Origin of the sequence: Streptomyces lydicus, assembly GCF_001729485.1 — a bacterium.
Lineage (GTDB): Bacteria > Actinomycetota > Actinomycetes > Streptomycetales > Streptomycetaceae > Streptomyces > Streptomyces lydicus_D.
This window is the reverse complement of the sequence record NZ_CP017157.1, coordinates 8058171-8082041: the sequence shown is the minus strand read 5'-3', so window position 1 is coordinate 8082041 and position 23871 is coordinate 8058171. Positions and strand designations below refer to the sequence as shown.

Genomic DNA, 23871 nt, shown 5'->3' with positions numbered 1-23871 from the left:
CCGAGGCGTACGGGGCGGCCCGCGCGGCCGCCGTCCTCGTCAGCTCAGGGTGATCTGACGGTTGGTGAGCCCGCCGCGGGCCCGGCGCTCCTCGGGGGTCAGCGGGGTGGTGGCGGCCAGGGCCTCGGCCAGCCGCTCGGCGAACGCCGCGGCCGGCTTGGCGACGTCCTCGGCCCCCATCGACGAGGGCAGGTCCCAGACCGGAACGACCAATCCGTGGGCGCGGAACGAGCCCACCAGACGGGTGTCTTCGCCGAGCGAGGAGGTGCCCGCCGCGTGCAGCCGGGCGAGCGCGTCCAGCAGCTTCTCCTCGGGGTGGGCGGTCACCCAGCGCAGGTGGTTCTTCTCCGGGGCCTCGCACCAGTAGGCGCCCTCCAGACCGGGGATCCGCGCGGTGGGGACGGCGGCCGCGTTGGCCCGCTCCAGGGAAGCGGCGACCTCACCGGTGGCGTTCTCGGCGTTCTCCACCCAGAACTCGAATCCGGTGTGCACGGTCGGCTCGAAAGGGGCGTCCGTGTCGAGCAGGTCCTGCAGCCGGGGGCCGTCGGCGGCGGGCCGCTCGGCGGCGACCGGGTTGCCCGGTTCCGTGGCCAGGGCGCGCTGCAGGGTGTCGGCGAGGTCGCGGCTGAGGTCGCCGGTGGCGGTGTCGTTCTGCAGGCCGAGCAGCACCGCGCCGTTCTCGCGGCGCAGCGCGGGCCACGCCATCGGGAGGACGGTCGCGAGCGTCACGGACGGCACGCCCTCGGGCAGCCCGCCCTTGAGGGTCAACTCGGCGGTGGCCGCCGGAACCAGCTCCCGCAGCGCCACCCAGTCGCACTCACCGGGCAGTCCCTCGAAGGGGCGCTGCACCAGCTCGGTGGCGGCGTGCGCCGCGCGCCGCCCGTGACACGCCTTGTACCGGCGGCCCGACCCGCAAGGGCAGGGCTCACGAGCGCCGACGACCGGCACCTCACCGCCCGTGAACTGCGGTGCTGCGGACTGGGGCTGGGGGCGGCGCTTCTTGGCCATAACGGCGGTGTCTCCTGGTCGATCCTCGGCGTACGGACGCGTTTCGGCGCGAGCCTAGAGGATCGCGTACGAGGCCGTGTCCGCCTGTGGATACCGCCGTGTCCCGCGCCGCCCCGCCCGCGCGCCGGGCCAACCCGCCCCGGACGGGCGGTGCCCGCGCGCCACGGGCCGCTTCCGGGTGTGCGCGCTAGGCCAGGTCCTCGAGGTCCGCGAAGGCCGGCCCCAGCGGCCATCCGCCGGGCGCGAGCGAGGCCGGTAGGTCCGGCTTCAGGTCCACGCGCGTAGCGAAGGCGCCCTGCAGGGAGAGGACCGCCCAGACCGTCACCTCGCCGGCGACGGTGTCACGCACGCCCCAGTCCTTGGCGAGCGACCGGATGATCGCCAGTCCGCGGCCGCCGTGGGCGGTGACCGACGGAGTGGCCGGAAGGGGCCGGGTCGGGCCACCGCCGTCCGTGACCGCGACGGTCAGCCGTCCCTGTGCGTCGATGCGCCAGGACGCCCGGACGGATGCCGGTCCGGCCTCGCACGACGGGTCCTTCGACGCGGCGCGCGCGGAACCGTACGACCCGTTGTCGTATATCGGACGCGCATGCCGACAGGAATTGCTCAACAGCTCCGAAAGGATAAGAACCGCGTCATCGACGACGCTGTCCTGAACTCCACTTGCCAACAGCTCTTCTCGCATGCGTCGCCTGGCCATGCCCACACCCGCTGGGCCATGAGGTACGGCCATGATCGACGACGTCGGCACCTCTTGTGCCACCACCAACGCCACCCCCGAGACCTCCTTTGCCCCACGCCACGGGATGAATGCCCCAATGGACTGGACCGGAAACCGGCCAAGCAGCACTCAGTGACGCATTGAACACGATCGAATACGAGCCGAATGCGCCGGTGCACACCCTGTGATGGGCTTTAGCCAAGGCCCAGTTGCATTCGCACCTGTTTCGGGCGATTTGTAATAACCGCATCCACGCCCAATTCCTGGCACAGCTCGACATCGGCGGCGTCATTGACCGTCCAGACGTGGACCTGGTGGCCCGCGCGGTGGGCCTTGGCGACGTAATCGGGGTGCGAGCGGAGGATCCGTATACCGGGGCCCGCGATACCGACACCGTCCGGCAGCCGGCCGTCGCGGTACCGGGGGGTGAGGAACTGCATGAGGTAGACGACCGGGATGCCGGGCGCCGCGGTCCGGATCCGGTGCAGCGAGCGCGCCGAGAAGCTCATGACCCGGACCGGCGAGATCTGGTCGGCGTGCACGGCCGGTTCCGTGTGCCCGAACCGGCCCAGCAGTTCGACCAGCCGCTCCTCCACCTGTCCGGCCCAGCGCGTCGGATGCTTGGTCTCGATGGCCAGCTCGACCCGCCGGTCGGCGTCCGCGACCAGCTCCAGCAGCCGCTCCAGCGTCAGGACGGACGTCCGCTCCGGGTCCTCGTGCTGCCGGTCCGGAGCCTCGTCCCCGTAGGCCGCCTCGTCCTTCCACGAGCCGAAGTCGAGCGTGGCGAGATCGGCGAGCTCAAGGGCGGAGACCGCACCGCGCCCGTTGGAGGTGCGGTTCACCCGCCGGTCGTGGACGCACACCAGATGGCCGTCCGCGGTCAGCCGGACATCGCACTCCAGCGCGTCCGCACCGTCCTCGATCGCTCTGCGATAAGCGGCCAGGGTGTGTTCCGGGGCCTCCTCGGAAGCGCCTCGGTGGGCCACGACGGAAATGGCGGGACGGCCCGGACGGGCGTCCTGGGCGGGGCGTGCATAGGTCACCGCGTTATCGTGCCATCCACCGCCGCCGCGCCGCCGGTGTGTATCCCGCGCTCCCAACGGGGAACGCGCCGGACGCCGGGCGGGCGACGTACCGGAAGCGGAACCGGAGACCCCGGACGCGAAAGGACGGATGCACCGGATGCGGAACAAGGGATGCGCCGGAATTGTCCGGGATAAAGGATGAGGGCACAGTCACAGCCTCGGCTTACGGCGCTCTGACGCGTGGTGGGAAAGGCTTGGGACGGAGACTCGCCCGTGTACGGGCCGGCGGATCGCCGGCCGGCACGCGGGCCGGGTCTCGCAGACCGCCGGCCCGGCCCGGACCGGCGGACCGGGACTCGCCCGAATCGCCCGGATCCTGAATCCTGGGTTTCGGGGTAGGGGCCGGTGAAGCCCGCGGCGAGGCGCCGCGGGCCCCGCACGACCCGTACCGCCCGCAAGACCCGTACGAGCCATCGGACCCGTACGGACCGTAAGGCCCGCGTGAAGCTGAGGAGAGAGCTGTGAGCACCGAGAACGAGGGAGCCGCCGTCCCGTCGGAGGCCGAGCCGCCGACCGGGCCGAAGCCGGACAGCGCCCCCGCGTCCGCCTCCGGCGCCCAGGCTCCGCACACCCCGCCCGCGCCCGGCATGCCGCCGGCGGCGCCCCCGCCGCCGGACTTCGCCCCGTCGGCCGCCGCGCCGCACGGCGGGCAGCCCGGCGCCATGCCGCCGGCCGCCGGGTACCCGCAGCAGCCCGGCCACCCGGCCGACGGCCCGGCCCCCGTGCCCGGCGCCGAGCAGACCGCCCGGATCCCGGCGTACACCGCAGCCGGCCACGGTTCCACCCCCGGCGGCTGGGGCCAGCCCCCGTACGGCGGTGGCGGCAACCCTTGGGCGGCGCCCGACCCGTCCGCCCCCAAGCGGCGCAACGGCGGGCTGATCGCCGCGGTCCTGGTGGCCGCGCTGGTCGCCGGCGGGGTCGGCGGCGGCATCGGCTTCTGGGCCGCGGGCCGCGACGACAGCGCCTCGACGACGGTCTCCGCGACCGGCGATGCCGGTGCGCTCAACCGCAAGCCCACCTCGGTCTCGGGGATAGCGCAGAAGGCGCTGCCCAGCGTCGTCACCATCGAGGCGCAGGGCGCCACCGGTGAGGGCGGCACGGGCACCGGCTTCATCTACGACAAACAGGGCCACATCCTCACCAACAACCACGTCGTCGCCAGCGCGGCCGACGGGGGCAAGCTCACCGCGACGTTCTCCAACGGCAAGAAGTACGACGCCGAGGTCGTCGGCCACGCCCAGGGCTACGACGTCGCCGTGATCAAGCTCAAGAACGCCTCCGGCGCCACCCTCAACCCCCTCCCGCTGGGGAAGTCCTCCAACGTCCAGGTCGGCGACGCCACGATCGCGATCGGCGCGCCCTTCGGCCTCTCCGGCACGGTCACCACCGGCATCATCAGCGCCAAGGACCGCCCGGTGGCCTCCAGCGACGGCGGCGGCAGCAGCGCCTCGTACATGAGCGCCCTGCAGACGGACGCGTCGATAAACCCCGGTAACTCCGGCGGCCCGCTGATGGACGCCGGCGGCAACGTCATCGGCATCAACTCCGCCATCCAGTCGGCCGGCAACGGCGGCGGCCTGGGCGGCGAGTCCGGCCAGTCCGGCAGCATCGGCCTGGGCTTCGCCATCCCCATCGACCAGGCCAAGCGGGTGGCCCAGGACCTGATCAAGACCGGCAAGCCGGTCTACCCGCAGATCGGCGTCCAGGTCGGCATGCGGGAGTCCGGCGACGGCGCCACCATCGCCCAGAGCGGCAACAACGGCTCCGAAGCGGTCACCCCGAACGGCCCGGCCGACAAGGCGGGCCTCAAGCCCGGCGACACCATCACCAAGCTCGACAACACCGTCATCGACAGCGGCCCCACCCTGATCAGCGAGATCTGGCAGCACAAGCCCGGCGACGAGGTCACCCTGACCTACAAGCGCGGCGGCAAGGAGCACACCGCCAAAGTCACCCTGGGCCAGCGCACGGGCGACAAGTGACGCGCTAGTCTGATCCCGCGACACCCGCGCCCACCGCGCCGGTGCCGCGGGGAGGCTTGCCCGAGCGGCCTAAGGGAACAGTCTTGAAAACTGTCGTGGCGGCAACGTCACCGTGGGTTCAAATCCCACAGCCTCCGCGGACATACGGCCCCTGACCTGGGAACTCCCGGTCGGGGGCCGCTTCTTTCCTTCTGTCTGCGCCGCTCCCGTGCCGTGAGGTAGTGGCTGGGTTCAGGCGCGGAGAGTGGTCATGCCTGCTTGCCCCGCCTTGGCGTCGTTGTCGCCTACGGCGAGCGCGATCTCAGCGCCGTCGGGCAGCGAAAACTTCCAGGACTGAGCGCCGCCAGCAGCGACCCACTTGTTCAATGCGGTGTGGATTTTCCCGGAGCTGTTCTTCCAGGACAGTACGGAGTTCACCTTGAAGTCCACTTCGTTCCGGACCAGAAGCTTCTCGCTCTTGGCGTCAAACTCCGCCCGGGCTCGAAAGGGAATTGCCGAATTCCCGCATGACCTGAACGAAGCCTGAGGCACCGCGAAGCGAGCGTGTGGAGCCGGGGTGGAGAGAGGCTCTGGGGCTGCACTCCGGTGAGCGGAGTGCAGCACACGGCGAGAGAGGCCGGTCACGCGATGGCGGTAGCCCACTCACCACAGCGCAAGGTCTGGCCGAACTCCGCGCAGGCCCGGAAGGTGACCTTTGTGCCCTCCGGGTAGGAGCTGTCGATGGTCTTGCTCTGGTTGGCCCAACCGCCTCGGTAATAGTTGGTCCAGCTGTAAGGCGACTTGGTCTGCACGGCTACGGCGTGACCGTCCTCGCATTTGTCGGAGATCGTCCAGATCTCGCCATCGCTCTTGAAGGAGACTTCGGCCCGGAGGCAGGTTTTGTCGAAATAAGACGCGACGTAGGTGTCCCCCGCGGCCGTCGCCTGACCGATCCCGCCGATGGTGGCGGCCACCGCCATACCGGCGGCCAGTACTCCTCTGAATCGCTTGCGCACGCTTGAGCCCCCCCATTAGTCGCACTGCTCCGGTGACATGTGTCACTCGGATATAAGGGGACTCTACAACGGCCCGGAGTTTGGACTTCACTGCATGGACGGGCAGATGGTCAACCGATGCCTGCAATAAGAAGTTTGCGGTCGAATTGGCTGGTTGCGGGATGCGCAGTTTGCTGCCGGCATCCCTGGATGGTTGTTGGACAATTGAGTTCACCGACTCCGGTGCGGAACCGGCACGCATGTGAACGGGCTTCACCGGCCGTCGGGAGGTGGGCGCCGCACGTGCTCGCCGCGTTCACATGGGCCGCCCAGTCCCGGCGAGACAGCGGTGCCGCACCGCGCGATCCTGGGATTGTGGACGGTTGACCAGCCGGAGAAGGTGTTCGGTGTGATGTGGTACGGCGGCTGGGGCTCGGGTGGATGGGTCCTCATGGCCGTGATCATGATTCTGTTCTGGGGACTGTTGATCGCCGGAATCATCGCCCTCACCCACTACCTCACCGGCGCCGGCCGCAGCAGGCAGAGCGGCCCGACCGCGTCCGGCGAGAGCGGATGGAGTGCCGGGCGGGCGGAGGGTCTGCTCGCGGAACGATTCGCACGCGGGGAGATCGACGAGGACGAGTACAAACGTCGTCTCACGGTGCTACGGGAGCATCGGTGACCACGCCACGTCGCCGGACCCTGTGGCTGGTCATCGCCGGGGCAGCCGCAGCCGTGGTGCTGGGCATCGCCTCGACCGTCCTGCTCGCCACCATCGGCCCCCACCGCGCCCCAGGTCCCCCGGGGCGGACGGTCCCGGCCGCACGCTGCGCGGCGCCCGCTCTACCGGGCCGCACCGTGGACGTGACCGCGGCCGACACGGCTCCGGGCACGATGAGTCACGCTCCTGGTCGCCACCCCAGGGCCATGCTGCGGCTGACCGTTCACCCGGCCACGGTCCCGGCCGGGACCGTCTCGCTGCGGGTGCGGAACGACGGTGCCCTCACCCACGAAGTCCTGGTGCTCCCGCTGGCGGCGGGCCGGTCCGTGGGAGACAGGCCCACCGGGCCGGACGGACGGATCAGCGAGACGGGCAGCCTGGGCGAAGCCTCTCGCAGCTGCCACGCGGGCAGCGGCAACGGCATCACCCCGGGCACGACGGGCTGGGTCACGCTCACGCTGCACCCGGGGCGCTACGAACTCGTCTGCAACTTCCCCGGCCACTACGCCGCCGGCATGCACGTCGAACTCGACGTCACGGGCCGATAATTCGAAACGGCGGAAGCGGGCTTACCTACTTACTTGGTCTTGGTTGGGGGAGCAGCCCTGTTGTGCCTGCGGGCGCGTCAGTAGCGCAGTACGCCTGCGATGCGGCCCTGGTCGGTGAGGGTGCCGTCGGGTACGAAGCGGACCTCGGTGCCGGCTTCCAGAGCCTGCTCGACGATCTCGTCGATCATGTCATCGCGTGCTCCGGACCGGGCGGCGTCCGTGGGCTCCAGGTGACCGCCCTCCTCGCGTACGACGGTCTGGTAGTGGTCCTCCACGGCGAGCAGCCGCACCCGCGCCTCCTTCACGGCCTGCCAGACCTCGTCGATGCCGCCCGCGAACTCGTGCCGCCCGTGGGCGATGTCCAGCTCGGCGACGACCGTGGACGTCGCCGCGGACTCGCGCGCGGTGCGCAGGGGATCGACGGCCTCCCGCACGGCGACGGCCGGTCCGTCGGCGAGACCGCCGCGCTCGACGATCATGGTGTCCGGGCCGAGGGGCCCGAGGTCCTCCAGGAGGGCCAGGGCGGCGGACGACCCGATCACGTAGAGGGGGCGGGGTTCGGCGGCGAGGACGGCCCGCAGCCTCTGGTACGCCTCGCGCAGGAAGTGTCGGGTGGCCTCGTCCTGGAAGGTGCTGGGCAGGTCGCCGACCTGTTCCTTTCGCTCTGCGTCCGGATCCACCAGGCTCCGGGTGAGCGGGAAGCCGTCACGGGTGTGCTCGGCGGCGCGCTGCGGCTCGCCGTTCCACAGCGAGACCCGGTCGGCGGCCACCGCCAGTGCCCAATAGGGCTGCTCAGCGGCCTGGGCCGCGACGAGGTTCTGCGTGAGGTAGGTGTCGGCGAGGACCACGCGCTCCGGCACGGTGCGGGCCACCGACCACACCTGGTGTTCGCCCTGCGCCGCGTAGATGATGAGCCCGTCCTCGGCGTGGACGAGATCGACCTCCGCCACGGCCCGGCGCAATTGGTCGAGGACCTTGAGGCGCCCCTCGCGGGACACGTTGGGATCGCGCTGGACGGCCTTCTCCGCTTCGGCGACCAGGTTGCGCAGGCGTACCGGGTCCTGGGCGTTCTCCGGTTCGCGGCGGTGCGTCGGCATCACGAGGGAGACGGCAGGGTACGGGCGGGGCCGGCGCAGCTCGGCGAGCACGTCACTGCTGAGCACGGGGTCCATGGGGGTGCCTTCCTGCTGGTTCGGCCAGATGCCGGGGCGGGGCTCCGGGAGGCGGCACGGCGGCCGTCGCGGCCGTCCGCGGGGCGATCTCCGGGGTCCGGCGAGCTGCTCTGTCAGAGCTTCCCCGCTTCCCCCCCCTTTCGTGCCCCGTAAAGCAATATCTTGTCCCGATGTGGCGGTACTCGCGAGTCGGTGCGTTCTTGATCTTTCGGGGACGAATCGTGGTGGGGGAGGTGGGTCGGCCGGCCTTGCGGAGAGCCTGCGCGGGGGCGCGCGTGCCGTGGTGCGCCGCTGTGCCGCATTAGCCGTCTGTTAGCAGGACGCCAACTCGATCTTCGAGGCTGATGGTCGTCCGAGAGCGAGACGAGCGAACGCAGCAACGGGAGAAACACGATGAACACCGCCACCGCCACCACCGCCACCCGCCGCTTCCGCGGCCGCGCCGGCCGCCGCCTCGCCGCCGCCGTCGTCGCCGCCGCGGCGCTGGGCCTGGGGACCACGGCTTGCGGGCAGGGCGACGGGACGGCGGGCGCCGCCGGCTCCGCGGGCTCCTCGGCCGCGTCCGACGCGCAGCACCCCTCGGCACCGACCGGGCCCACGGGTGGCTCCGCCCCGGACGACTCCGGCACGCAGGGCCGGAACGGCGGCCAGTCCGCCAAGGCGCCGTCCGCCGGCGGCGGTTCGGGCACCGGCGCAGGCTCCGGCAGGGCCGGCGGTGGGTCCGCCTCCGCCGGGGGCGGCGTCGCTCACGCGGGTGCCCACCGCACGCTCGTCGGCACGCTGGAGTACCTCGCGCCCGGCAAGCTGATCGTCAAGCCCCAGGGCGGCGGCACGGACCAGGCATTCCTGGTCGCCAACGCCACGCGGATCCTCGGCGCAGCCGCGATCTGCTCCGACACCGACGGCCGCGTGACCATCGGCAAGGACGGTTACGGCACCTCGAAGTGCACCGTGGACCAGTTGGAGACGGCCGCGAAGACCAGCAGCGTGACCGTCCGCGTCACCATGGACCGCAAGTCCGGTGCTGCCGAGACGGTCGAGGAGAAGTACCACCCGTAAGTCCCCGCACCGACGTGGTGGCCCCGCACCGACACGGTGGTGGCCGGCCGACCTCCGGGCCGGCAGTAGCGGTGCCGGCAACGCCGCCCGTGGAGGCGGGGCTTGAGCCTCCCGTTGGAGGAGGGCTTACGGTCCCGGGGCATGAAGATTGTTGTGCATGACACGGCGTCCGCCATGGTCGACCTCCTGCAGCGTCCGTTGCCGGAGCGGCCCGGTGCCCTGCGGGAGATGCTCGGGCCGCTGCAGGGCGTGCTGGCGGCCGTGATGGGTGAGGTCGATCTGGTGCAGATGCACCGGATGGGGAGTGGATTCCCGCTGGACCGGGAGGACCCGCGGTATCTGGCCGCGGTGCGGCGGATGCGGGACGCGGGGGTGTGGGAACGGATCGAGGAGTGCCTCGCCGGGGCGTGGGAGCGGATCAGCGGAGCGGTGCCCGGGATCAAGCATGCCGAGACCGTGCACGTCGTGGTGGTGCTCGGTGATCCCGATGATGACCACCTGACGCGGCGCAGCGCCGGCTATCTCGGGGTGGGCGGTATTCCGGGGGCGATCCAGTTGGTCATGTGGCCCACGGAGACGAGCCTGAAGAAGATCGGCTACGGCGCCGCGCACGAGCTTCATCACAATGTGCGCTACGCGAACGTCGCCTGGGACCCGGCGGCCGTCACGGTGGGGGAACAGGTCGTCGCCGAGGGGCTGGCCGAGGTGTTCGTGCGGGAACTGGCCGGCGAGCAGGCCATGGGGCCGTGGTCGACGGCGCTGAGCGGCGCCGGGCTGGACAGCGCCTACGACAAGATCACCGCCGGTATCGACGTGGCGGGGATGCGGAACCTGACCGCGTACGTGCTGGGCGACGCCACCGCGGAGCGTATGGGGCAGCGGCCCGTGGGGCTCCCGGACTTCGCCGGCTACGCGGCCGGGGTGCGGATCGTGGACGCGCATCGTGCGGCGTCCGGGCTGACCGCCGCGCAGAGCACCGCCCTGCCGGCGCGCGAAATCCTGCTCAATGCGGGTGTGCCGACGGGCGTGTGACCGACCGTCCCGCGGAGGGGCGCGGGGGGTCCACCCAGCCCTTCTTCGGCCGTGGTTCGTTCAATTATTTCGTGGTGCATTTTTGGCGGGGGCGGGAATTTTGGTTGACGCCGGGTTTCAGTGACCGGTCAACCAATAATGCGGGTTTCAGTGACCGGTCAACTAATTGGGGGTGCGGTGGGTGTGGAGCGGGTCTAGAATATGCCCAGCGCATTCCACGGATGTCATTAATTCGATCATTTGCGAGAACGTGCGAAGGTGGGTAAAGCCTTCTAGCGTGAGTGGCATGAGCACTCAACAGACAACACAGGACAAGATTTATACCGTTGTGGAAGGCGACACGCTCGGCGCCATCGCCGCCCGCTTCCACACCACTGTGAAGCAGCTTCAGATCTGGAACAACATTCCGGACCCGAACATCATCCGGGTCGGCCAGCGGCTCATCGTCGGGCGGGCGTCGGCTCCCCAGCCCGGCCCCGGGGAGCCGGACCTCGTGCCGTTCCCCGGTGCACAGTTCTTCAAGGCCCTGCCGCCCCCCGAAAGCCCCATCATCCTGCACATGGGGCTGCGGCTCGTCGACGAGGGCTGCGGCGACGCCTACGGGTTCAGCGGACCCGGGCCCAGGTGGAACGAGAAGCACCGGCAGGCGTACGCCTGCTTCCAGCGGCAGCTGGGGTTCACCGGGGCGGACGCGGACGGTTGGCCGGGGCAGACGTCCTGGAACCGGCTCCGGGTTCCGGCACCTTCACCCGAGGAATGGGGATCTGACTGACCGCACGGAAATCTGCGAGTTCCCCGCCACGCACTGCCAGGGCGTGGCGGGGCTGTCATGCGGGGGCGGCGGTATCGTCGGAGGGGGGAGGGGGATGTGGTGCGGCACTGAAAATGAAAGGGAGCGGGCGGAATGGGGAAAGGGCGAAGGCGGGGGGAATTTCATGGACGGGGGAGTTCGGCGGGGGTGGTGATACGCCGCGCCGAGGAACGTGATGCTGCGCGGTTGACCCGCTTGGTGCGCAGCTCGGGTGCGTACGAGGGGCGATATGCGGCGATGGTTTCCGGGTATCGAGTGGGGCCGGACTATATCGAGGCGCACCGGGTTTTTGTTGCGGTGGAGACGGATTCCTCGAATGCTGAATCCGCTGGTGCTGAATTCCGTACGGGGCGGGTGCTCGGGTTTTATTCCTTGATTGCCGATCCGGCCGAGCTGGATTTGATGTTTGTTGCGGACGAGGCGCAGGGGCGCGGCATCGGGCGCCGGCTGGTCGAGCACATGCGGGGTGAGGCGCGGCGTATCGGGGTGGAAAGCGTGCGCGTGGTCTCGCATCCGCCGGCCGAGGGGTTCTACCGCAGCATGGGCGCCCGGCCGAGCGGAACGGTGCCGGCGAATCCCCCGGCCGTGATGTGGGACCGGCCGGAGTTCACCTTCCCGGTGGGCGAGCCGGGTGAGGTAATTCCCTGGCAGGGCGGGTCGGGGCCGGTGAGTGTGGGGGCATGACGCGATCTTTCGAGGAACTGGTGGCCGAGGCCGAGGCCGTATCGGTCGAGGGGTGGGACTTCTCGTGGCTGGCGGGGCGGGCCACCGAGCAGCGGCCCTCGTGGGGCTATCAGCGGGTGATGAGTGAGCGCCTGGCGCGGGCGTCGGCGGCGCTGGACATCCAGACGGGTGGTGGTGAGGTGCTCGCCGGTGCGGCGAAGCTGCCGCCGCTGATGGTCGCCACGGAGTCCTGGCCGCCAAATGTCGCCAAGGCCACGGCGCTGCTGCACCCGCGCGGCGCGGTGGTGGTGGCCGATGCGGACGAGCCGCCGCTGCCGTTCGGTGCGGCGGCCTTCGACCTGGTGACGAGCCGCCACCCGGTGACCGTGTGGTGGGAGGAGATCGCCAGGGTGCTGCGGCCGGGCGGCACGTATCTGTCCCAACAGGTGGGCCCGGCGAGCGTGTTCGAGCTGGTGGAGTACTTTCTGGGGCCGCAGCCGGAGCACGTGCGGCGGGCCCGTCACCCGGAGGATGCGCGGCGGGCCGCGGAGGAGGCCGGGCTGGAGGTCGTCGACCTGCGCTTCGAGTCGCTGCGGACCGAGTTCTTCGACATCGGGGCGGTCGTCTACTTCCTGCGGAAGGTGGTGTGGATGGTGCCCGGTTTCACCGTTGAGCAGTACCGGGACCGGCTGCGGGAGCTGGACGCGGCGATCCGCGAGCGGGGGCCTTTCGTGGCGCACACGACGCGTTTCCTGATCGAGGCACGTAAGGGTGAGTCCCGTAAGGGTGAGCCGTCGGGGCGAGTCCCGTAAGGGCGAGTGAGGGGGCGGTGGGGCCGGTGGGGGTCTCGGGCACGGTCGTCCGGGGCCGTACCGGGCGGTGAGGTGGTCGGGGATGCGTCAGCGGTGGGCTGCTGAGGCGATGGTGGCGCGGGCCTCCTGTTCCGAGAGGCCGGTGTGGCAAGCGGCCTCCGTGAGGCGCTCGGTGAGTTCCCGGCCGAGCCCGGATTCGTACGCGCGGCAGGCGGCCCAGAAGAGGCGGGCGTTGCGCTGACCGTCCGGAGCGGTGCGGACAAAGCGTACGAGGGCGGCGGCGGGCTGGGGCGGGGCGCCGGGCGCGGGATCGCGGTGGGCGGTCGGGGGCGGGGCCGCGAGCAGGTGGAGCAGGGCGGCCGGGGCCGGCGCGGGGTGCGAGGCGCAGCCCGGGGCCAGGACGTACCGGCCGTGGGTGGTGAGCGAGCCGGGGCCGACCAGGTAGCCACCCGCCCCGCGTACGTCGATGCCGGGCGCGAGCCGGCCGGCCGAATTGGGGACGGGCGGGGCCGGGGGGCCGGTGAGCCAGAGGTGGCAGCCGCCGCTCGGGGTGCGGACGACGACCGTCTGCGGGATCGGGAAGCCGTGCTCCTCGGCGAGGAAGCGCAGGGCGATGACGCCGTCGGCGCCGTTCTTGGTGTCGAGGTCGAGGCCGATGAGGTGGTGCGGGGCCCGTCCGCAGGCGATGCCGTAGCCCGTCGCCCAGGGGGCGGTGGCGAACAGCCGGCGGACCGTGAGCGGGTCGGTGCTCGCGTCGTGCACGCCGTGTCCGGGGCGCCCGCAGCCGCCGCGGCAGGGCGGGACCTCGGGGTGGCCGCGGTGCGGGGAACGGATGGCGGGGAGCTTGCCGCGGGTCAGCGGGATGACCGGGTATCCGTGCTCGGCGGCGCGCAGGGCGTGGGCGAGCGCCGCGGCGTGCGCGTCGGTCGGGGGTTCGGCAGGACGGGCGGCGGGTGGTTCCGGGGCGTCGGCGGGCGGATCGGACCGGCGGGCGGCGGGTGGTTCGGCATGGCGTCGGTGCATGGCCATGGCTCCATTTTCGTACGAATGTTCGACGAAGGGAAGGGGGGCGTGCGGAGGGTGGTCCGTGCGCCGGGTGTGCGGGGCCGGGCGGGGGGAGTCCGTGACCCTTGCGGGCCGAGGGCTCCGGCGGGCGATGAACCCGTCGGGGTGCGAGGGGCGGGGAGGCAGGGGGATGAGGTGGGGCGACCGGGGTTTACCCGGGCTTCCTCATGCTTGCGGGGGAATCGCCCCTTCGCTACGGGTTCGCCGGGGATCCGGTGGGCAATCCTGAGGTCGCGACGTCGAAGAAAGCATCGCGGTGGTCGGCCAACTACCCGATGCGTGAGCGGAGTTCATGCAATCCGGATCAGGGTCGAGCGGGATCGAGCAGACGGGTCCGGCAGGTCGGGTCCAGCACCGCAGATCCAGAAGTTGTGTTCCGTAGGAGGAATAGACATGGCAAGCACCCGTACTGCCCGTGCCCTCGCCGTAGCCGCCGCGCTGCCCTTCGCGGTGGCGTTGCTCTCCGGTGTGGCGCAGGCCGATAACGGCGGCTTCGCGAACGATGGCTCCAGCGCTGCGTCGACGAGCCAGGGGGGCGTCCTCATCGGCGGCTCCAACCACGGCAACGCGACCAATGGGCAGCAGGTCGCCAACGGCGCCGGTGCCTCCAACCAGAACAACACCGCGAGTGTGAACGGCTCCGGCTTCACGGCCATCGACCAGGACAACGCCACCGTCAGCTTCGGGAACAACATCGGCTGACCCGGGTCCCGGCCCGCCGCCATGGGGAGTGGCGGCCGGCCGGTGGGGTGAGGTGACGAGGCCGGTGCCGGGAGCAGTGGGGCTGCTCCGGGGTTCACAGCACCGGCCTTGACAGCGAGCGGGTTTCTGACGGACAGTCAGAAACCCGCTCGTTCGTGTGCGCGCGTGGTCGTGATGTCGCCGCGCATCGAACTTGGCTCGTCCGTAAGGCTGTTGTCTTCACCGAGGGGTGACGAGGTTGAGCGTCTCGAACGATCCGGCCCGTCCGGAGGCGAGGGTGACCGCCTCGAACGATCCGGGCCGTCGGAAGGTTCCGGTCCGTCCCGCCGACGAGGCCCCGCCGTCCGACCTCACCGCCCGCCTGAAGGCGTACGAGGGCCGGCCCGCCGCCACCGCCGGCGTCGGCAAGGACCCGGTCAACGCGGCGATGATCAGGCACTGGTGCGAGGCGATGGGCGATGCCTGCCCCGCGTACGCCGGGCCCGACGCGATCGCGCCGCCGACCATGCTCCAGGTCTGGACGATGGGCGGGCTGTCGGGCCACACGGACCGCTCGGCGGCGTACGAGGAGCTGTTCGGGCTGCTCGACGGCGCCGGGTTCACCTCGGTCGTCGCGACCGACTGCGAGCAGGAGTACCTGCGGCCGCTGCGCCCCGGTGAGCGGATCACCTTCGACGCGGTGATCGAGTCGGTCTCGGAGCGCAAGACCACCAAGCTGGGGACCGGGCACTTCGTGACGACCCGGATGGACGTCCGGGCGGACGGCGAACCCGCGGGCACCCATCGCTTCCGGATCCTCAAGTACGCCCCGGCGCGGCCCGGGCCGAGGGCCCGGCGCCCGCGGCCGGTGATCAACCGGGACAACGCCGGGTTCTGGGAAGGCGTAGCGCAGCACCGGCTGCTGATCCAGCGGTGCGACGGCTGCGGGACGCCGCGCTTCCCCTGGCTGCCCGGCTGCCACGCGTGCGGCTCGCCCGAGTGGACCGCCGTCGAGGCGCGCGGCACCGGGACGGTTCACTCGTACGTGGTGATGCACCACCCGCCGTTCCCGGCCTTCGACCCGCCGTACGCGGTCGGGCTGATCGAGCTGGCCGAGGGGGTGCGGATGGTCAGCAACGTCATCGGCGTGCCGTACGACGAGGTGCGGATCGGGATGGCCGTGCGGCTCGTGTTCCTGCGTGTCGACGCGGAGTTGGAGCTGCCGGTGTTCCGTGCGGTCGGGGACGGTGCGGTCGGGGACGGTGCGGTCTGAGGTGGCCGGGCCGCCCGGAGGGAGACGCAGGCGGGCCTGACGGCCGACGGACACGCAAGGAGGGCCGGGGATGCAGGGATCAGGCGGGACGGGGCCGGGTGGGAAGGGGCCGGGTGTGGCGGGAGCGGGTGCGGAGGGGCCGGTTGTGGCGGCCGGTGACGAGCTGCCGCCGCTGGAGATCCCCCTCACCCGCACCCTGATCGTCGCCGGCGCCGTCGCCTCCCGCGACTACCAGGACGTGCACCACGACGCCGAGGCGGCCAGGGAGAAGGGCTCCCCGGACCTCTTCATGAACATCCTCACCACCAACGGGCTGGTGGGCCGCTACCTCACCGATCACTTCGGGCCGCGCTGCACCCTGCGCACCCTCGCCATCCGCCTCGGCGCACCCAACTACCCGGGGGACACCATGACGTTGCGGGGCACCGTCACCGAGGTGACCGGCGGTACGGCGACGGTGCGGATCGTGGGGGCCAACGGACTCGGCAACCACGTCACCGGCACCGCCACCCTGAACCTCCCGGAGGACGCGCCATGAGCCTGCACCGCCGCGACACCCTCTCCGGCCGGGCCGCCCTCGCAGGCATCGGCGCGACCGAGTTCTCCAAGGACTCCGGACGCAGCGAACTCAAGCTCGCCGTCGAGGCCGTGCACCACGCGCTCGACGACGCCGGACTGACCCCGTCCGACGTCGACGGCCTGGTCACCTTCACCATGGACACCACCCCCGAGATCACCCTCGCGCAGGCCGCGGGGATCGGTGAACTGTCCTTCTTCTCCCGGGTCCACTACGGGGGCGGCGCGGCCTGCGCCACCGTCCAGCAGGCCGCCCTCGCCGTCGCCACCGGCCTCGCGGACGTGGTCGTCTGCTACCGCGCCTTCAACGAGCGCTCCGGCCGCCGCTTCGGCTCCGGCGTCCAGCAGCGCGAGCCGTCCGCCGAGGGCGCGGCGCTCGGCTGGGTGCTCCCCTTCGGCCTGCTCACCCCCGCGTCCTGGGTCGCCATGGCCGCTCAGCGCTACCTCCACACCTACGGGCTGACCCCGGACGCCTTCGGGCCCGTCGCGGTCACCGGTCGCCGGCACGCCGCCCGCAACCCGGCCGCGTATTTCCACGGCCGGCCGATCACCCTCGCCGACCACGCGGCCTCCCGGTGGATCGTCGAGCCGCTGCGCCTGCTCGACTGCTGCCAGGAGACCGACGGCGGACAGGCGCTCGTGGTCACCTCGCCGGAGCGCGCCCGCGACCTGCGCCAGCCACCGGCGCTCGTGGTCGCCGCCGCGCAGGGGGCCGGCCGCGCCCAGGAGCAGATGACCAGCTTCTACCGCGACGAGCTGACCGGCCTGCCCGAGATGAACGTGGTCGCCCGCCAGCTCTGGCGCACCGCCGCTCTCACCCCCGCCGACATCGATGTGGCCATCCTCTACGACCACTTCACGCCCTTCGTGCTGATGCAGCTGGAGGAGTTCGGCTTCTGCGCGCCCGGTGAGGCCGCCGACTTCGTGGCCGCGGACGCCCTCCCGCTCAACACCCACGGCGGCCAGCTCGGCGAGGCGTACCTGCACGGCATGAACGGCATCGCCGAGGCCGTCCGCCAGCTGCGCGGCACGTCCGTGAACCAGGTGCCCGGCGCGGCCCGGGTGCTGGTCACGGCGGGCACGGGAGTACCGACGTCGGGGCTGGTGCTGGGGACGGACGACTGAGGGCGACGGGGTGTCGTCCGCGGGGGTGCGTCCGCCCGCCCTAAGGGACCCTCCGCCCCACCCCTCCCCCCAAAGGAGGTGGGGCCTGCCCCAGCCGTACAACTTGAGGGGGAGGGCGCTTCGGCACCTTGGGCCGATCCCTGCTACCCACCCTCGCTTCTAGCGTGGAGGCCATGACCACGCCAGTGTGTACAGGCGCTTCGAGCGCCGCCGTGTTCCCCTCGTTCTCCTCCTACGTACGGGCCCGGGGACCGGTTCTGCTGCGCGCGGCGCGGTCGCTGTCCGCCAACCCCAACGACGCCGAGGACCTCCTGCAGACGGCGCTGACCAAGACCTTCGTGGCCTGGGAACGCATCGAGGACCACCGCGCCCTGGACGGCTACGTCCGCCGCGCGCTGATCAACACCCGCACCTCCCAGTGGCGCAAGCGCAAGGTCGAGGAGTTCGCCGTCGACGAGCTCCCCGAGCCTGACCCACTGCCCGCGCCCGACCCGGCCGAGCTGGCGGGACTGCGGGACGCGATGTGGCGCGCGGTGCTGCGGCTGCCCGCCCGCCAGCGGGCGATGGTCGTCCTCAGGTACTACGAGGACCTCAGCGAGGCCCAGACCGCCGAGGTCATGGAGGTCTCGATCGGCACGGTCAAGAGCGCCGTCTCACGCGCCCTCGCCAAGCTCCGGGAGGACCCCGAACTCGCCATGATCGCGTAGGCCGGAGGCGACGGACCGGGGGCCGTGCCCCGCCCGCCGGTCAAGAGCGGCGTCTCGGGCGGATGCGCGCGCCATTCCGGCCACCGGGTCGCGCACGGGCCCGAGGGCGGACACCCGGCGGTACACAGAGGCCATGGACCTGGGACGCATAGGTATCTGGAGCCGGGCCTTCGCGCACGGCGACCGTGGCCGGGCGAGGGAAGCCGCCGCCGAACTGGAGGAGTTGGGGTACGGGACGCTGTGGCTCGGCGGCAGTCCCGGGCTCAATCCCCGCGGTGACCTCGTCACGACGGCCGAGCTGCTGGCGGCGACCGGCCGCACGGTCGTGGCACCGGCATGTGTGTCGATCTGGCACCAGCCCGCGACCGAACTCGCCGCGACGTACCACGCCCTGCCCGCGGACCACCGCGAGCGCCTGCTCCTCGGCCTCGGCGTGAGCCACCCGCAGTTCGAGCAGCGCTACCAGCGGCCCTATACGGCGTTACGCGGCTATCTCGACGCCCTGGACGGATCAACTCCCGTGCTGCCGAGAGGCGTTCGGTTCCTCGGCGCCCATGGGCCGCACATGACCCGGCTCGCCGCCGCGCGCTGCGCCGGCGTCCACCCCCACCTCACGGTCCCGGCCCACACCGCCGCCGCCCGCACGCTGCTCGGGGACGGCCCGCTGCTGGCGCCCTCGGTGTCGGTGGTGCGCGCGGCGAGCCCGTCCGAGGCCCGGGCGCGGGCCCGCGCGGCCCTCGCGCCCTATCTGGCGCAGCCGAACTACGCCAACAGCTGGCTGCGGTGCGGCTTCGGCGCGGACGACCTGGCGGAGCGCGGCAGCGACCGCCTCATCGACGCGCTCTTCACCTGGGGCACCCCGGAGCGGGTCGGCGAACGGGCCGCCGCCCGGATCGCCGACCACCTCGCCGCGGGCGCCGACCACGTGGCGGTCCAGGTCGTCACCGACCAGCTCCACGCCTTCCCCCTGGACGAGTGGCGCGCGCTGGCCGGGGAGCTGCTCCCCAGCCGGACGTAGCCGCTCCCCCGTCGGAGGTAGCCGCGGAGCCGCTCCCCCGTCGGACGTAGCCGCGGAGCCGCTCCCCCGTCGGACGGCGTACCGAACGCCGCGCGGTCAGGGGCGCGTCGGACGCGGCGCCGCACCGGACTTCGCCGCCGCCCAGGGACGCAACTGCGCGACGACAGCGGCGGCTTGGTGGAGGCCCGCGCGGAAGGCCGGTTCCCGGGCCGCAGGGTCATTGAGGTCGGCGCCGAAAGCGCGCACCGAGGCCGGGTCCGGGACGACGGTCACCACGGAGTCCGTTCCCGCGACCGGGAGTTCGGCGCCGACCGGCTCGGCGCCGACCGGCTCGGCGCCGACCGGCTCGGCGCCGACCTGCTCTGTGCCGCGGGGATCCGTGCCGCGGGGCTCCGTGCCGAGCGGTTCCGTGTCGCGCGGCTCCTGGGGGTGCAGGTGCGCCATCGGGTCGACGACGAGGAGGGCGCGGCATCCCCGGGCGAGGTCGGCATTGGTGCCCGACCGCAGCGCCCCGTCCATGTACCGGCGGCCCTGGACGGTGACCGGGGGCGCCGCCCCGGGGAACGCGCTGCTCGCCGCCACCGCCTGCGTCAGTGGCACACCGCTGGAGCGGTCCCAGACCACCGGTTCACCGGTGGCGGCGTCCACCGCGGTGATCAGGAGCCGACGGTCCGGCCAGGTGTCGGTGCCGATCAGGGCCCGCCGCACGGCGAGCAGCGCCTGTTCCGCCTCGGGATCGGCGTGGTCGAGCGCGATCCGTCCCACCCGGCGCCTGGCCTCGGCGGGTTCCAGGCCGGGGTTGCCGAGCACGGCGAACACCTCGCCCATGAGCCGCGCGTCCGTCCGCGGCCGGGGGCCCGCGACAGGGGCGGGAGCCGCGAACCGTTCGAGGTCCTGGCCGCTGCTGAGCGCGGCGGCGACGATCGCGCCGGCCGAGGTGCCCACGGTCAGTTCGGCCTCGCCCAGGTCCACGCCCTCGTGGCGCAGCCCGTGGGCCAACCCGGCCGTCCAGGCGGTCCCGATGATTCCTCCCGGGCCCAGGACGAGTCCGCGGCCGAGGTCAACATCTCTGTCCACGGCTGTGTCTACGTCTACGTGCATTGTTCCCCCTGTAGGTCGGTGGTCATTGAAACACCCTGAACCAGGGGCGGGGGAGCTGTTCCTGGGGCCGACTCCTGCCCGCCGCGGCGCTGCCCGAACCGGGTGGCACCGCCTGTGGCGCCGCAGTGGCGCCATGTCTGTGCGCCGTAACCCGTCACCATGGCGCCGCCTCTGACCTGCGCCTTTCTCGCCCTGTCGCCATGGGGGCGTCGCTCGCGCGCCGAAGATGCTTGCGATGGCGTCATTGTGGTGCCATCATGGCGTCATGGACCTCACGCCGTACGTCGACAATCTCCGGCACGAGCTTGCGGTCGCCGCCGATGCTGGCGGGGACGAAGCCCGAGCGCTGGCCGAACGCCTCACCACACCCCTTGAGTCGGCCGCCCGGCTCACCCTGCTCAACGCGCTCTCCGCCGCCATGGGAGAGGTCACCCGTGACCTGGCGCCGGGCTCGGTCGATGTACGGCTGCGCGGGCTCGACCCCGAGTTCGTGGTGAGCATGCCGCCGAGCGCGGAGCCGTACGAAACGGTCGAGGAACTGGGGAGCGCCACCGGTGCGGCGGCGCACCCGGCGCCGGTGCCCGCGGAGGCGGAGGAGGGCGGCACGGCGCGGATCAACTTCCGTCTCCCGGCCCACCTCAAGGCCCGGGTCGAGGACGCCGCGGGGCGGGAGGGCCTCTCGGTGAACGCCTGGCTCGTGCGGGCCGTGGCCACCGCCCTGGAACCGGGCGAGCGCCTCAGCCGGCCGTCAGCCCCCAACCGCCCCCGAGGCCAGCAGGGCTTCACGGGCTGGGTCCGCTAGACCCGACCGCACCCACCCCACCTACCGCGCCCACCACACCTACCGTGCCCACCCCACCTACCGCGCCCACCACACCTACCGTGCCCACCCCACCCACACCCGCTTCACCAGCGGAAACGCAGACCACAGTCAAAAGGACGGCACAGCCATGCCTGGATACGACACTCCGGAACCCATCTCCGTCACCCTCGAATTCGACGTCGGCTCCGCCCGGATCAGCGCGAGCAAGCGCACGGACACCGTCGTCGAGGTGGTGCCGAGCAACGCCGCGGAGGACGCCGATGTGCGGGTCGCGCAGCAGACCAAGGTCTCGCTGTCCAACGGCCAGTTGGTGGTCAAGGGCCCCAAGAAGCGTTCCCTGTTCGGCAGGAACGGCTCGATCGACGTGAGCATCGAGCTGCCGGCCGGCTCCGATGTCCAGGTCACCACACCCGTGGCCGACATCGTCTGCGAAGGCCGCCTCGGGAACTGCCGCATCAAGACCTCCGTCGGCACCATCCAGGTCGAGGAGGCCGCGACGGCGAACGTACGGACCGACCACGGCGGCATCAGCGTGGACCGCATCACCGGGGACGCCGAGGTCGCGGGCATGGGCCGGATCGACATCGGCGAGATCGCGGGCACCGCGGCGGTCAAGAACGGCAACGGCGAGAGCGTGATCGGCGAGGTGCACGGCGACCTGCGGGCCAAATCCGCCAACGGCCTGATCTCTGTCGGCGTCGCCCACGCCGGAGTCGACGCCCGGTCCGCCAACGGCGCCCTCCGGGTCGGCGAGGTCGCCCGCGGCCAGGTCGTGCTGGAGGCGGCCGCCGGTGACATCGAGGTCGGCATCCGTCGGTCCACCGCCGCCTGGCTCGACGTGAACACCCGCCTCGGCGGTGTGCGCAACGAACTCGGAGCCGCCGAAGGCCCCGACGCGTCCGACGAGACCGTCGAGGTGCGGGCCCGTACGGCCCTCGGCGACATCGTCATCCGCCGCGCCTGACCTCGCGAAGACACCCACCGCACGGCAGCCGCCGAGGCGCCGTGCCCCGCACCGCACAGAGAACGCACCGACCACACAGATGCCGCAGCTCAGCCCCACCAGAACCGCCTCGCACCGCACCGCAACGGCAGCACGTGACATGGCCGGCCACACCTTAGGGGGGACCTTTCCGCCATGACCGCAGCATCCACCACCGCCGTCCCACCGACGAGAACGGCCGCGGCGCTCACCGCCGTCGGCCTCCGCAAGTCCTACGGAGACAAGGTCGTCCTCGACGGCATCGACCTGACCATCCCCGAGGGCACGGTCTTCGCCCTGCTCGGGCCCAACGGCGCCGGCAAGACCACCACCGTGCAGATCCTCTCCACGCTTCTCCCCGCCGACGCCGGCCAGGCCCGGCTCGCGGGCCACGACCTGGTCCGCGAGGCCGACGCGGTACGCGCCGCGATCGGCGTCACCGGCCAGTTCGCCGCCGTGGACAACCTCCTCACCGCCGAGGAGAACCTCCTGCTGATGGCGGACCTGCACCACCTGCCCCGCCGCGAGGGCCGCCGCCGCGCCGCCGAGCTGCTGCGCCGCTTCGAGCTGACCGCGGTGGCCCGCAAGCCGGTCGCCACCTTCTCGGGCGGTATGCGCCGCAAGCTCGACCTCGCGATGACCCTGGTCGGCGATCCCCGCATCATCTTCCTCGACGAGCCGACCACCGGACTCGACCCGCGCAGCCGCCGCACGATGTGGGAGACCATCCGCAGCCTGGTCGCCGACGAGGGCGTCACGATCTTCCTGACGACGCAATACCTGGAGGAGGCCGACCAGCTCGCCGACCGGATCGCCGTCCTGGACCGGGGCGTGCTGGTCGCCGAGGGCACCGCGGAGGAGCTCAAGCGCCGTATCCCCGGCGGTCACCTCCGCCTCCGGTTCGCCGACGAGCGCAGGCTCGCCTCGGCCGCCGACCTCTTCGGCACCGCGACCCGCGAGGGCGAGGCGCTCGCCCTGCGCATTCCCAGCGACGGCAGCATCCCCGCTCTGCGCTCCGTCCTCGACGTCCTGGAGTCCGTGGCCCTGGAGGCCGAGGCCCTCACGGTGCACACCCCCGACCTCGACGACGTCTTCCTCACCCTCACCGGCCAGGCCGGCCCGCAGAAGGAGAACGCCCGATGAGCACGCTGTCCTACGCCGCGCGGGACTCGGCGACCATGCTGCGGCGCAACCTGAAGCACGCGCTGCGCTACCCGTCCATGACGTTCTCCGTCGTCGCGATGCCGGTCGTCATCCTGCTGCTGTTCAACTACGTCTACGGCGGGGCCCTGGGCAGCGGTATCGGCGGCTCGTCCAAGGGCGGCGGCGCGTACATCGACTATGTCGCCCCCGGGATCATCCTGATGGCCGCGACCTCCGGGGCGCTGGCCACCGCGGTCGGCGTCTGCGTCGACATGACCGAGGGCATCGTCAACCGGTTCCGTACGATGTCGATCTCCCGGGCCGCCTTTCTGACCGGCCATGTCGTCGGCAGCGTCATACAGACCATGGCCGCCATCGCCCTGGTCATCGGCGTCGCCCTGGCCATGGGCTTCCGCCCCACGGCCTCTCCCGTCGAGTGGATCGCCGCCCTCGGTGTCCTCGCGCTGGTCACCCTGGCGCTGACCTGGCTGGCGGCCGGAATTGGCCTGGTGGCCAAGAACCCCGAGTCGGCCAGCAACCTGCCCATGCCGCTGACGTTCCTGCCCTTCCTCGGCAGCGCCATCGTCCCGCCGGACTCCATGCCCACGGGACTGCGCTGGTTCGCGGAGTACCAGCCGTTCACCCCGGTCATCGAGACGCTGCGCGGTCTGCTGATGGGCACCGAGATCGGCAACAGCGCCTACCTCGCCGTCGCCTGGTGCCTCGCCCTCACCCTGGTCGGCTACGTGTGGGCCCGCCGCACCTTCAACCGCACAGGCACCCGGTAAC

Annotated in this window: 26 protein-coding genes and 1 tRNA gene; 19 read left to right on the top strand and 8 right to left on the bottom strand. The window is 71.9% G+C overall.

From position 1 onward, the window contains the following. Positions 1–39: 39 nt before the first annotated feature. The 3 genes from SL103_RS35105 to SL103_RS35095 form a co-directional block, all read right to left on the bottom strand. Positions 40–1008, bottom strand: a complete 969-nt coding sequence (locus tag SL103_RS35105; RefSeq protein WP_069573096.1) for a DUF5926 family protein — start codon at positions 1006–1008, stop codon at positions 40–42. 187 nt (positions 1009–1195) lie between these two features. After that, complete coding sequence (locus SL103_RS35100; RefSeq protein ID WP_079146145.1) at positions 1196–1783, bottom strand: ATP-binding protein; 588 nt, start codon at positions 1781–1783, stop codon at positions 1196–1198. Positions 1784–1923: 140 nt separating this feature from the next. Continuing rightward, a complete protein-coding gene (locus tag SL103_RS35095) occupies positions 1924–2772 on the bottom strand; it encodes a glycerophosphodiester phosphodiesterase (RefSeq protein WP_069573095.1) in 849 nt (282 codons plus the stop codon). A 503-nt stretch (positions 2773–3275) separates the two neighbouring features. Between SL103_RS35095 and SL103_RS35090 the strand changes: the two genes are divergently transcribed. After that, the gene (locus tag SL103_RS35090) at positions 3276–4796 is read left to right on the top strand and encodes a S1C family serine protease (RefSeq protein ID WP_069573093.1); all 1521 of its coding nucleotides are present in this window, start codon (positions 3276–3278) and stop codon (positions 4794–4796) included. 50 nt (positions 4797–4846) lie between these two features. Further along, positions 4847–4933, top strand: a tRNA-Ser gene (locus tag SL103_RS35085). Between the two features lie 94 nt (positions 4934–5027). Here the strand turns inward: SL103_RS35085 and SL103_RS35080 are convergent. Then, positions 5028–5213 carry a hypothetical protein gene (locus SL103_RS35080; RefSeq protein WP_164492949.1) on the bottom strand — a complete coding sequence of 62 codons (186 nt, stop codon included), beginning with the start codon at positions 5211–5213 and terminating at the stop codon, positions 5028–5030. Positions 5214–5416: 203 nt separating this feature from the next. Further along, entirely contained in the window at positions 5417–5791 is a 375-nt protein-coding gene (locus SL103_RS35075) for a hypothetical protein (RefSeq protein WP_164492948.1), read from the bottom strand. Positions 5792–6119: 328 nt separating this feature from the next. Between SL103_RS35075 and SL103_RS35070 the strand changes: the two genes are divergently transcribed. Together SL103_RS35070 and SL103_RS35065 are read left to right on the top strand one after the other, a co-directional pair. Next, the gene (locus tag SL103_RS35070; RefSeq protein ID WP_347877887.1) at positions 6120–6452 is read left to right on the top strand and encodes an SHOCT domain-containing protein; all 333 of its coding nucleotides are present in this window, start codon (positions 6120–6122) and stop codon (positions 6450–6452) included. Then, entirely contained in the window at positions 6449–7039 is a 591-nt protein-coding gene (locus tag SL103_RS35065) for a sulfocyanin-like copper-binding protein (RefSeq protein ID WP_069573090.1), read from the top strand. The genes SL103_RS35070 and SL103_RS35065 overlap by 4 nt, the downstream gene beginning before the upstream one ends. A gap of 77 nt (positions 7040–7116) precedes the next feature. Here the strand turns inward: SL103_RS35065 and SL103_RS35060 are convergent, their stop codons facing one another. Continuing rightward, positions 7117–8211 (bottom strand): chemotaxis protein, encoded by a 1095-nt coding sequence (locus SL103_RS35060; protein ID WP_069573089.1) that lies wholly within the window; start codon positions 8209–8211, stop codon positions 7117–7119. Between the two features lie 393 nt (positions 8212–8604). Here SL103_RS35060 and SL103_RS35055 point away from each other — a divergent pair, with 393 nt between their 5' ends. The 5 genes from SL103_RS35055 (at position 8605) to SL103_RS35035 (ending at position 12588) form a co-directional block, all read left to right on the top strand. Further along, the gene (locus SL103_RS35055) at positions 8605–9270 is read left to right on the top strand and encodes a hypothetical protein (protein ID WP_069573087.1); all 666 of its coding nucleotides are present in this window, start codon (positions 8605–8607) and stop codon (positions 9268–9270) included. Positions 9271–9411: 141 nt separating this feature from the next. Beyond that, entirely contained in the window at positions 9412–10302 is an 891-nt protein-coding gene (locus SL103_RS35050) for a DUF2268 domain-containing protein (protein WP_069573085.1), read from the top strand. A 286-nt stretch (positions 10303–10588) separates the two neighbouring features. Then, entirely contained in the window at positions 10589–11074 is a 486-nt protein-coding gene (locus SL103_RS39475) for a peptidoglycan-binding protein (RefSeq protein WP_079146144.1), read from the top strand. 132 nt (positions 11075–11206) lie between these two features. Next, positions 11207–11797 carry a GNAT family N-acetyltransferase gene (locus tag SL103_RS35040; protein ID WP_069573081.1) on the top strand — a complete coding sequence of 197 codons (591 nt, stop codon included), beginning with the start codon at positions 11207–11209 and terminating at the stop codon, positions 11795–11797. Further along, on the top strand, positions 11794–12588 hold the full coding sequence (locus SL103_RS35035; RefSeq protein WP_069573080.1) for a class I SAM-dependent methyltransferase: 795 nt from the start codon (positions 11794–11796) through the stop codon (positions 12586–12588). Before SL103_RS35040 ends, SL103_RS35035 begins: the two co-directional genes overlap by 4 nt. Before the next feature lie 87 nt (positions 12589–12675). On the opposite strand, the gene SL103_RS35030 is transcribed toward SL103_RS35035, so the two are convergent. Further along, on the bottom strand, positions 12676–13617 hold the full coding sequence (locus tag SL103_RS35030; protein ID WP_244304120.1) for a bifunctional DNA primase/polymerase: 942 nt from the start codon (positions 13615–13617) through the stop codon (positions 12676–12678). Positions 13618–14046: 429 nt separating this feature from the next. Here SL103_RS35030 and SL103_RS35025 point away from each other — a divergent pair, with 429 nt between their 5' ends. The 6 genes from SL103_RS35025 to SL103_RS35000 all read left to right on the top strand — a co-directional run bounded on the left by SL103_RS35025 (position 14047) and on the right by SL103_RS35000 (position 19033). Further along, positions 14047–14355, top strand: a complete 309-nt coding sequence (locus tag SL103_RS35025) for a hypothetical protein (RefSeq protein WP_069573079.1) — start codon at positions 14047–14049, stop codon at positions 14353–14355. A 361-nt stretch (positions 14356–14716) separates the two neighbouring features. Continuing rightward, on the top strand, positions 14717–15607 hold the full coding sequence (locus tag SL103_RS35020) for a bifunctional MaoC family dehydratase N-terminal/OB-fold nucleic acid binding domain-containing protein (protein WP_069574411.1): 891 nt from the start codon (positions 14717–14719) through the stop codon (positions 15605–15607). Between the two features lie 145 nt (positions 15608–15752). Beyond that, a complete protein-coding gene (locus SL103_RS35015; protein WP_208870079.1) occupies positions 15753–16145 on the top strand; it encodes a MaoC family dehydratase in 393 nt (130 codons plus the stop codon). Next, on the top strand, positions 16142–17308 hold the full coding sequence (locus SL103_RS35010; RefSeq protein ID WP_069573076.1) for a lipid-transfer protein: 1167 nt from the start codon (positions 16142–16144) through the stop codon (positions 17306–17308). The genes SL103_RS35015 and SL103_RS35010 overlap by 4 nt, the downstream gene beginning before the upstream one ends. Positions 17309–17481: 173 nt before the next feature. Continuing rightward, a complete protein-coding gene (locus SL103_RS35005; protein WP_069573075.1) occupies positions 17482–18015 on the top strand; it encodes a SigE family RNA polymerase sigma factor in 534 nt (177 codons plus the stop codon). A gap of 133 nt (positions 18016–18148) precedes the next feature. Continuing rightward, on the top strand, positions 18149–19033 hold the full coding sequence (locus SL103_RS35000) for a TIGR03620 family F420-dependent LLM class oxidoreductase (RefSeq protein ID WP_069573074.1): 885 nt from the start codon (positions 18149–18151) through the stop codon (positions 19031–19033). A gap of 96 nt (positions 19034–19129) precedes the next feature. Here SL103_RS35000 and SL103_RS34995 read toward each other — a convergent pair whose 3' ends face one another. Then, positions 19130–20110 (bottom strand): patatin-like phospholipase family protein, encoded by a 981-nt coding sequence (locus tag SL103_RS34995; RefSeq protein ID WP_244304119.1) that lies wholly within the window; start codon positions 20108–20110, stop codon positions 19130–19132. A gap of 289 nt (positions 20111–20399) precedes the next feature. On the opposite strand from SL103_RS34995, the gene SL103_RS34990 reads away from it, so the two are divergent. From SL103_RS34990 to SL103_RS34975, 4 genes are all read left to right on the top strand, one after another. Continuing rightward, on the top strand, positions 20400–20936 hold the full coding sequence (locus SL103_RS34990) for a histidine kinase (RefSeq protein WP_069573072.1): 537 nt from the start codon (positions 20400–20402) through the stop codon (positions 20934–20936). A 148-nt stretch (positions 20937–21084) separates the two neighbouring features. Beyond that, on the top strand, positions 21085–21921 hold the full coding sequence (locus tag SL103_RS34985; RefSeq protein ID WP_069573070.1) for a DUF4097 family beta strand repeat-containing protein: 837 nt from the start codon (positions 21085–21087) through the stop codon (positions 21919–21921). A 174-nt stretch (positions 21922–22095) separates the two neighbouring features. Then, positions 22096–23082 (top strand): ATP-binding cassette domain-containing protein, encoded by a 987-nt coding sequence (locus SL103_RS34980; RefSeq protein WP_069573069.1) that lies wholly within the window; start codon positions 22096–22098, stop codon positions 23080–23082. Beyond that, on the top strand, positions 23079–23870 hold the full coding sequence (locus tag SL103_RS34975; protein WP_069573067.1) for an ABC transporter permease: 792 nt from the start codon (positions 23079–23081) through the stop codon (positions 23868–23870). The genes SL103_RS34980 and SL103_RS34975 overlap by 4 nt, the downstream gene beginning before the upstream one ends. The last annotated feature ends 1 nt before the right edge of the window (position 23871 follow it).

Excerpts from the sequence above, each read along its gene's own strand:
- SL103_RS34990 (WP_069573072.1), top strand. The coding sequence starts at position 20,400 with ATGGACCTCACGCCGTACGTCGACAATCTCCGGCACGAGCTTGCGGTC.
- SL103_RS35105 (WP_069573096.1), bottom strand. The coding sequence starts at position 1,008 with ATGGCCAAGAAGCGCCGCCCCCAGCCCCAGTCCGCAGCACCGCAGTTC.
- SL103_RS34980 (WP_069573069.1), top strand. The coding sequence starts at position 22,096 with ATGACCGCAGCATCCACCACCGCCGTCCCACCGACGAGAACGGCCGCG.
- SL103_RS35055 (WP_069573087.1), top strand. The coding sequence starts at position 8,605 with ATGAACACCGCCACCGCCACCACCGCCACCCGCCGCTTCCGCGGCCGC.
- SL103_RS35000 (WP_069573074.1), top strand. The coding sequence starts at position 18,149 with ATGGACCTGGGACGCATAGGTATCTGGAGCCGGGCCTTCGCGCACGGC.
- SL103_RS35050 (WP_069573085.1), top strand. The coding sequence starts at position 9,412 with ATGAAGATTGTTGTGCATGACACGGCGTCCGCCATGGTCGACCTCCTG.
- SL103_RS39475 (WP_079146144.1), top strand. The coding sequence starts at position 10,589 with ATGAGCACTCAACAGACAACACAGGACAAGATTTATACCGTTGTGGAA.
- SL103_RS35030 (WP_244304120.1), bottom strand. The coding sequence starts at position 13,617 with ATGGCCATGCACCGACGCCATGCCGAACCACCCGCCGCCCGCCGGTCC.
- SL103_RS35010 (WP_069573076.1), top strand. The coding sequence starts at position 16,142 with ATGAGCCTGCACCGCCGCGACACCCTCTCCGGCCGGGCCGCCCTCGCA.
- SL103_RS34985 (WP_069573070.1), top strand. The coding sequence starts at position 21,085 with ATGCCTGGATACGACACTCCGGAACCCATCTCCGTCACCCTCGAATTC.
- SL103_RS35035 (WP_069573080.1), top strand. The coding sequence starts at position 11,794 with ATGACGCGATCTTTCGAGGAACTGGTGGCCGAGGCCGAGGCCGTATCG.
- SL103_RS35025 (WP_069573079.1), top strand. The coding sequence starts at position 14,047 with ATGGCAAGCACCCGTACTGCCCGTGCCCTCGCCGTAGCCGCCGCGCTG.
- SL103_RS35040 (WP_069573081.1), top strand. The coding sequence starts at position 11,207 with ATGGGGAAAGGGCGAAGGCGGGGGGAATTTCATGGACGGGGGAGTTCG.
- SL103_RS34975 (WP_069573067.1), top strand. The coding sequence starts at position 23,079 with ATGAGCACGCTGTCCTACGCCGCGCGGGACTCGGCGACCATGCTGCGG.
- SL103_RS35060 (WP_069573089.1), bottom strand. The coding sequence starts at position 8,211 with ATGGACCCCGTGCTCAGCAGTGACGTGCTCGCCGAGCTGCGCCGGCCC.
- SL103_RS35005 (WP_069573075.1), top strand. The coding sequence starts at position 17,482 with ATGACCACGCCAGTGTGTACAGGCGCTTCGAGCGCCGCCGTGTTCCCC.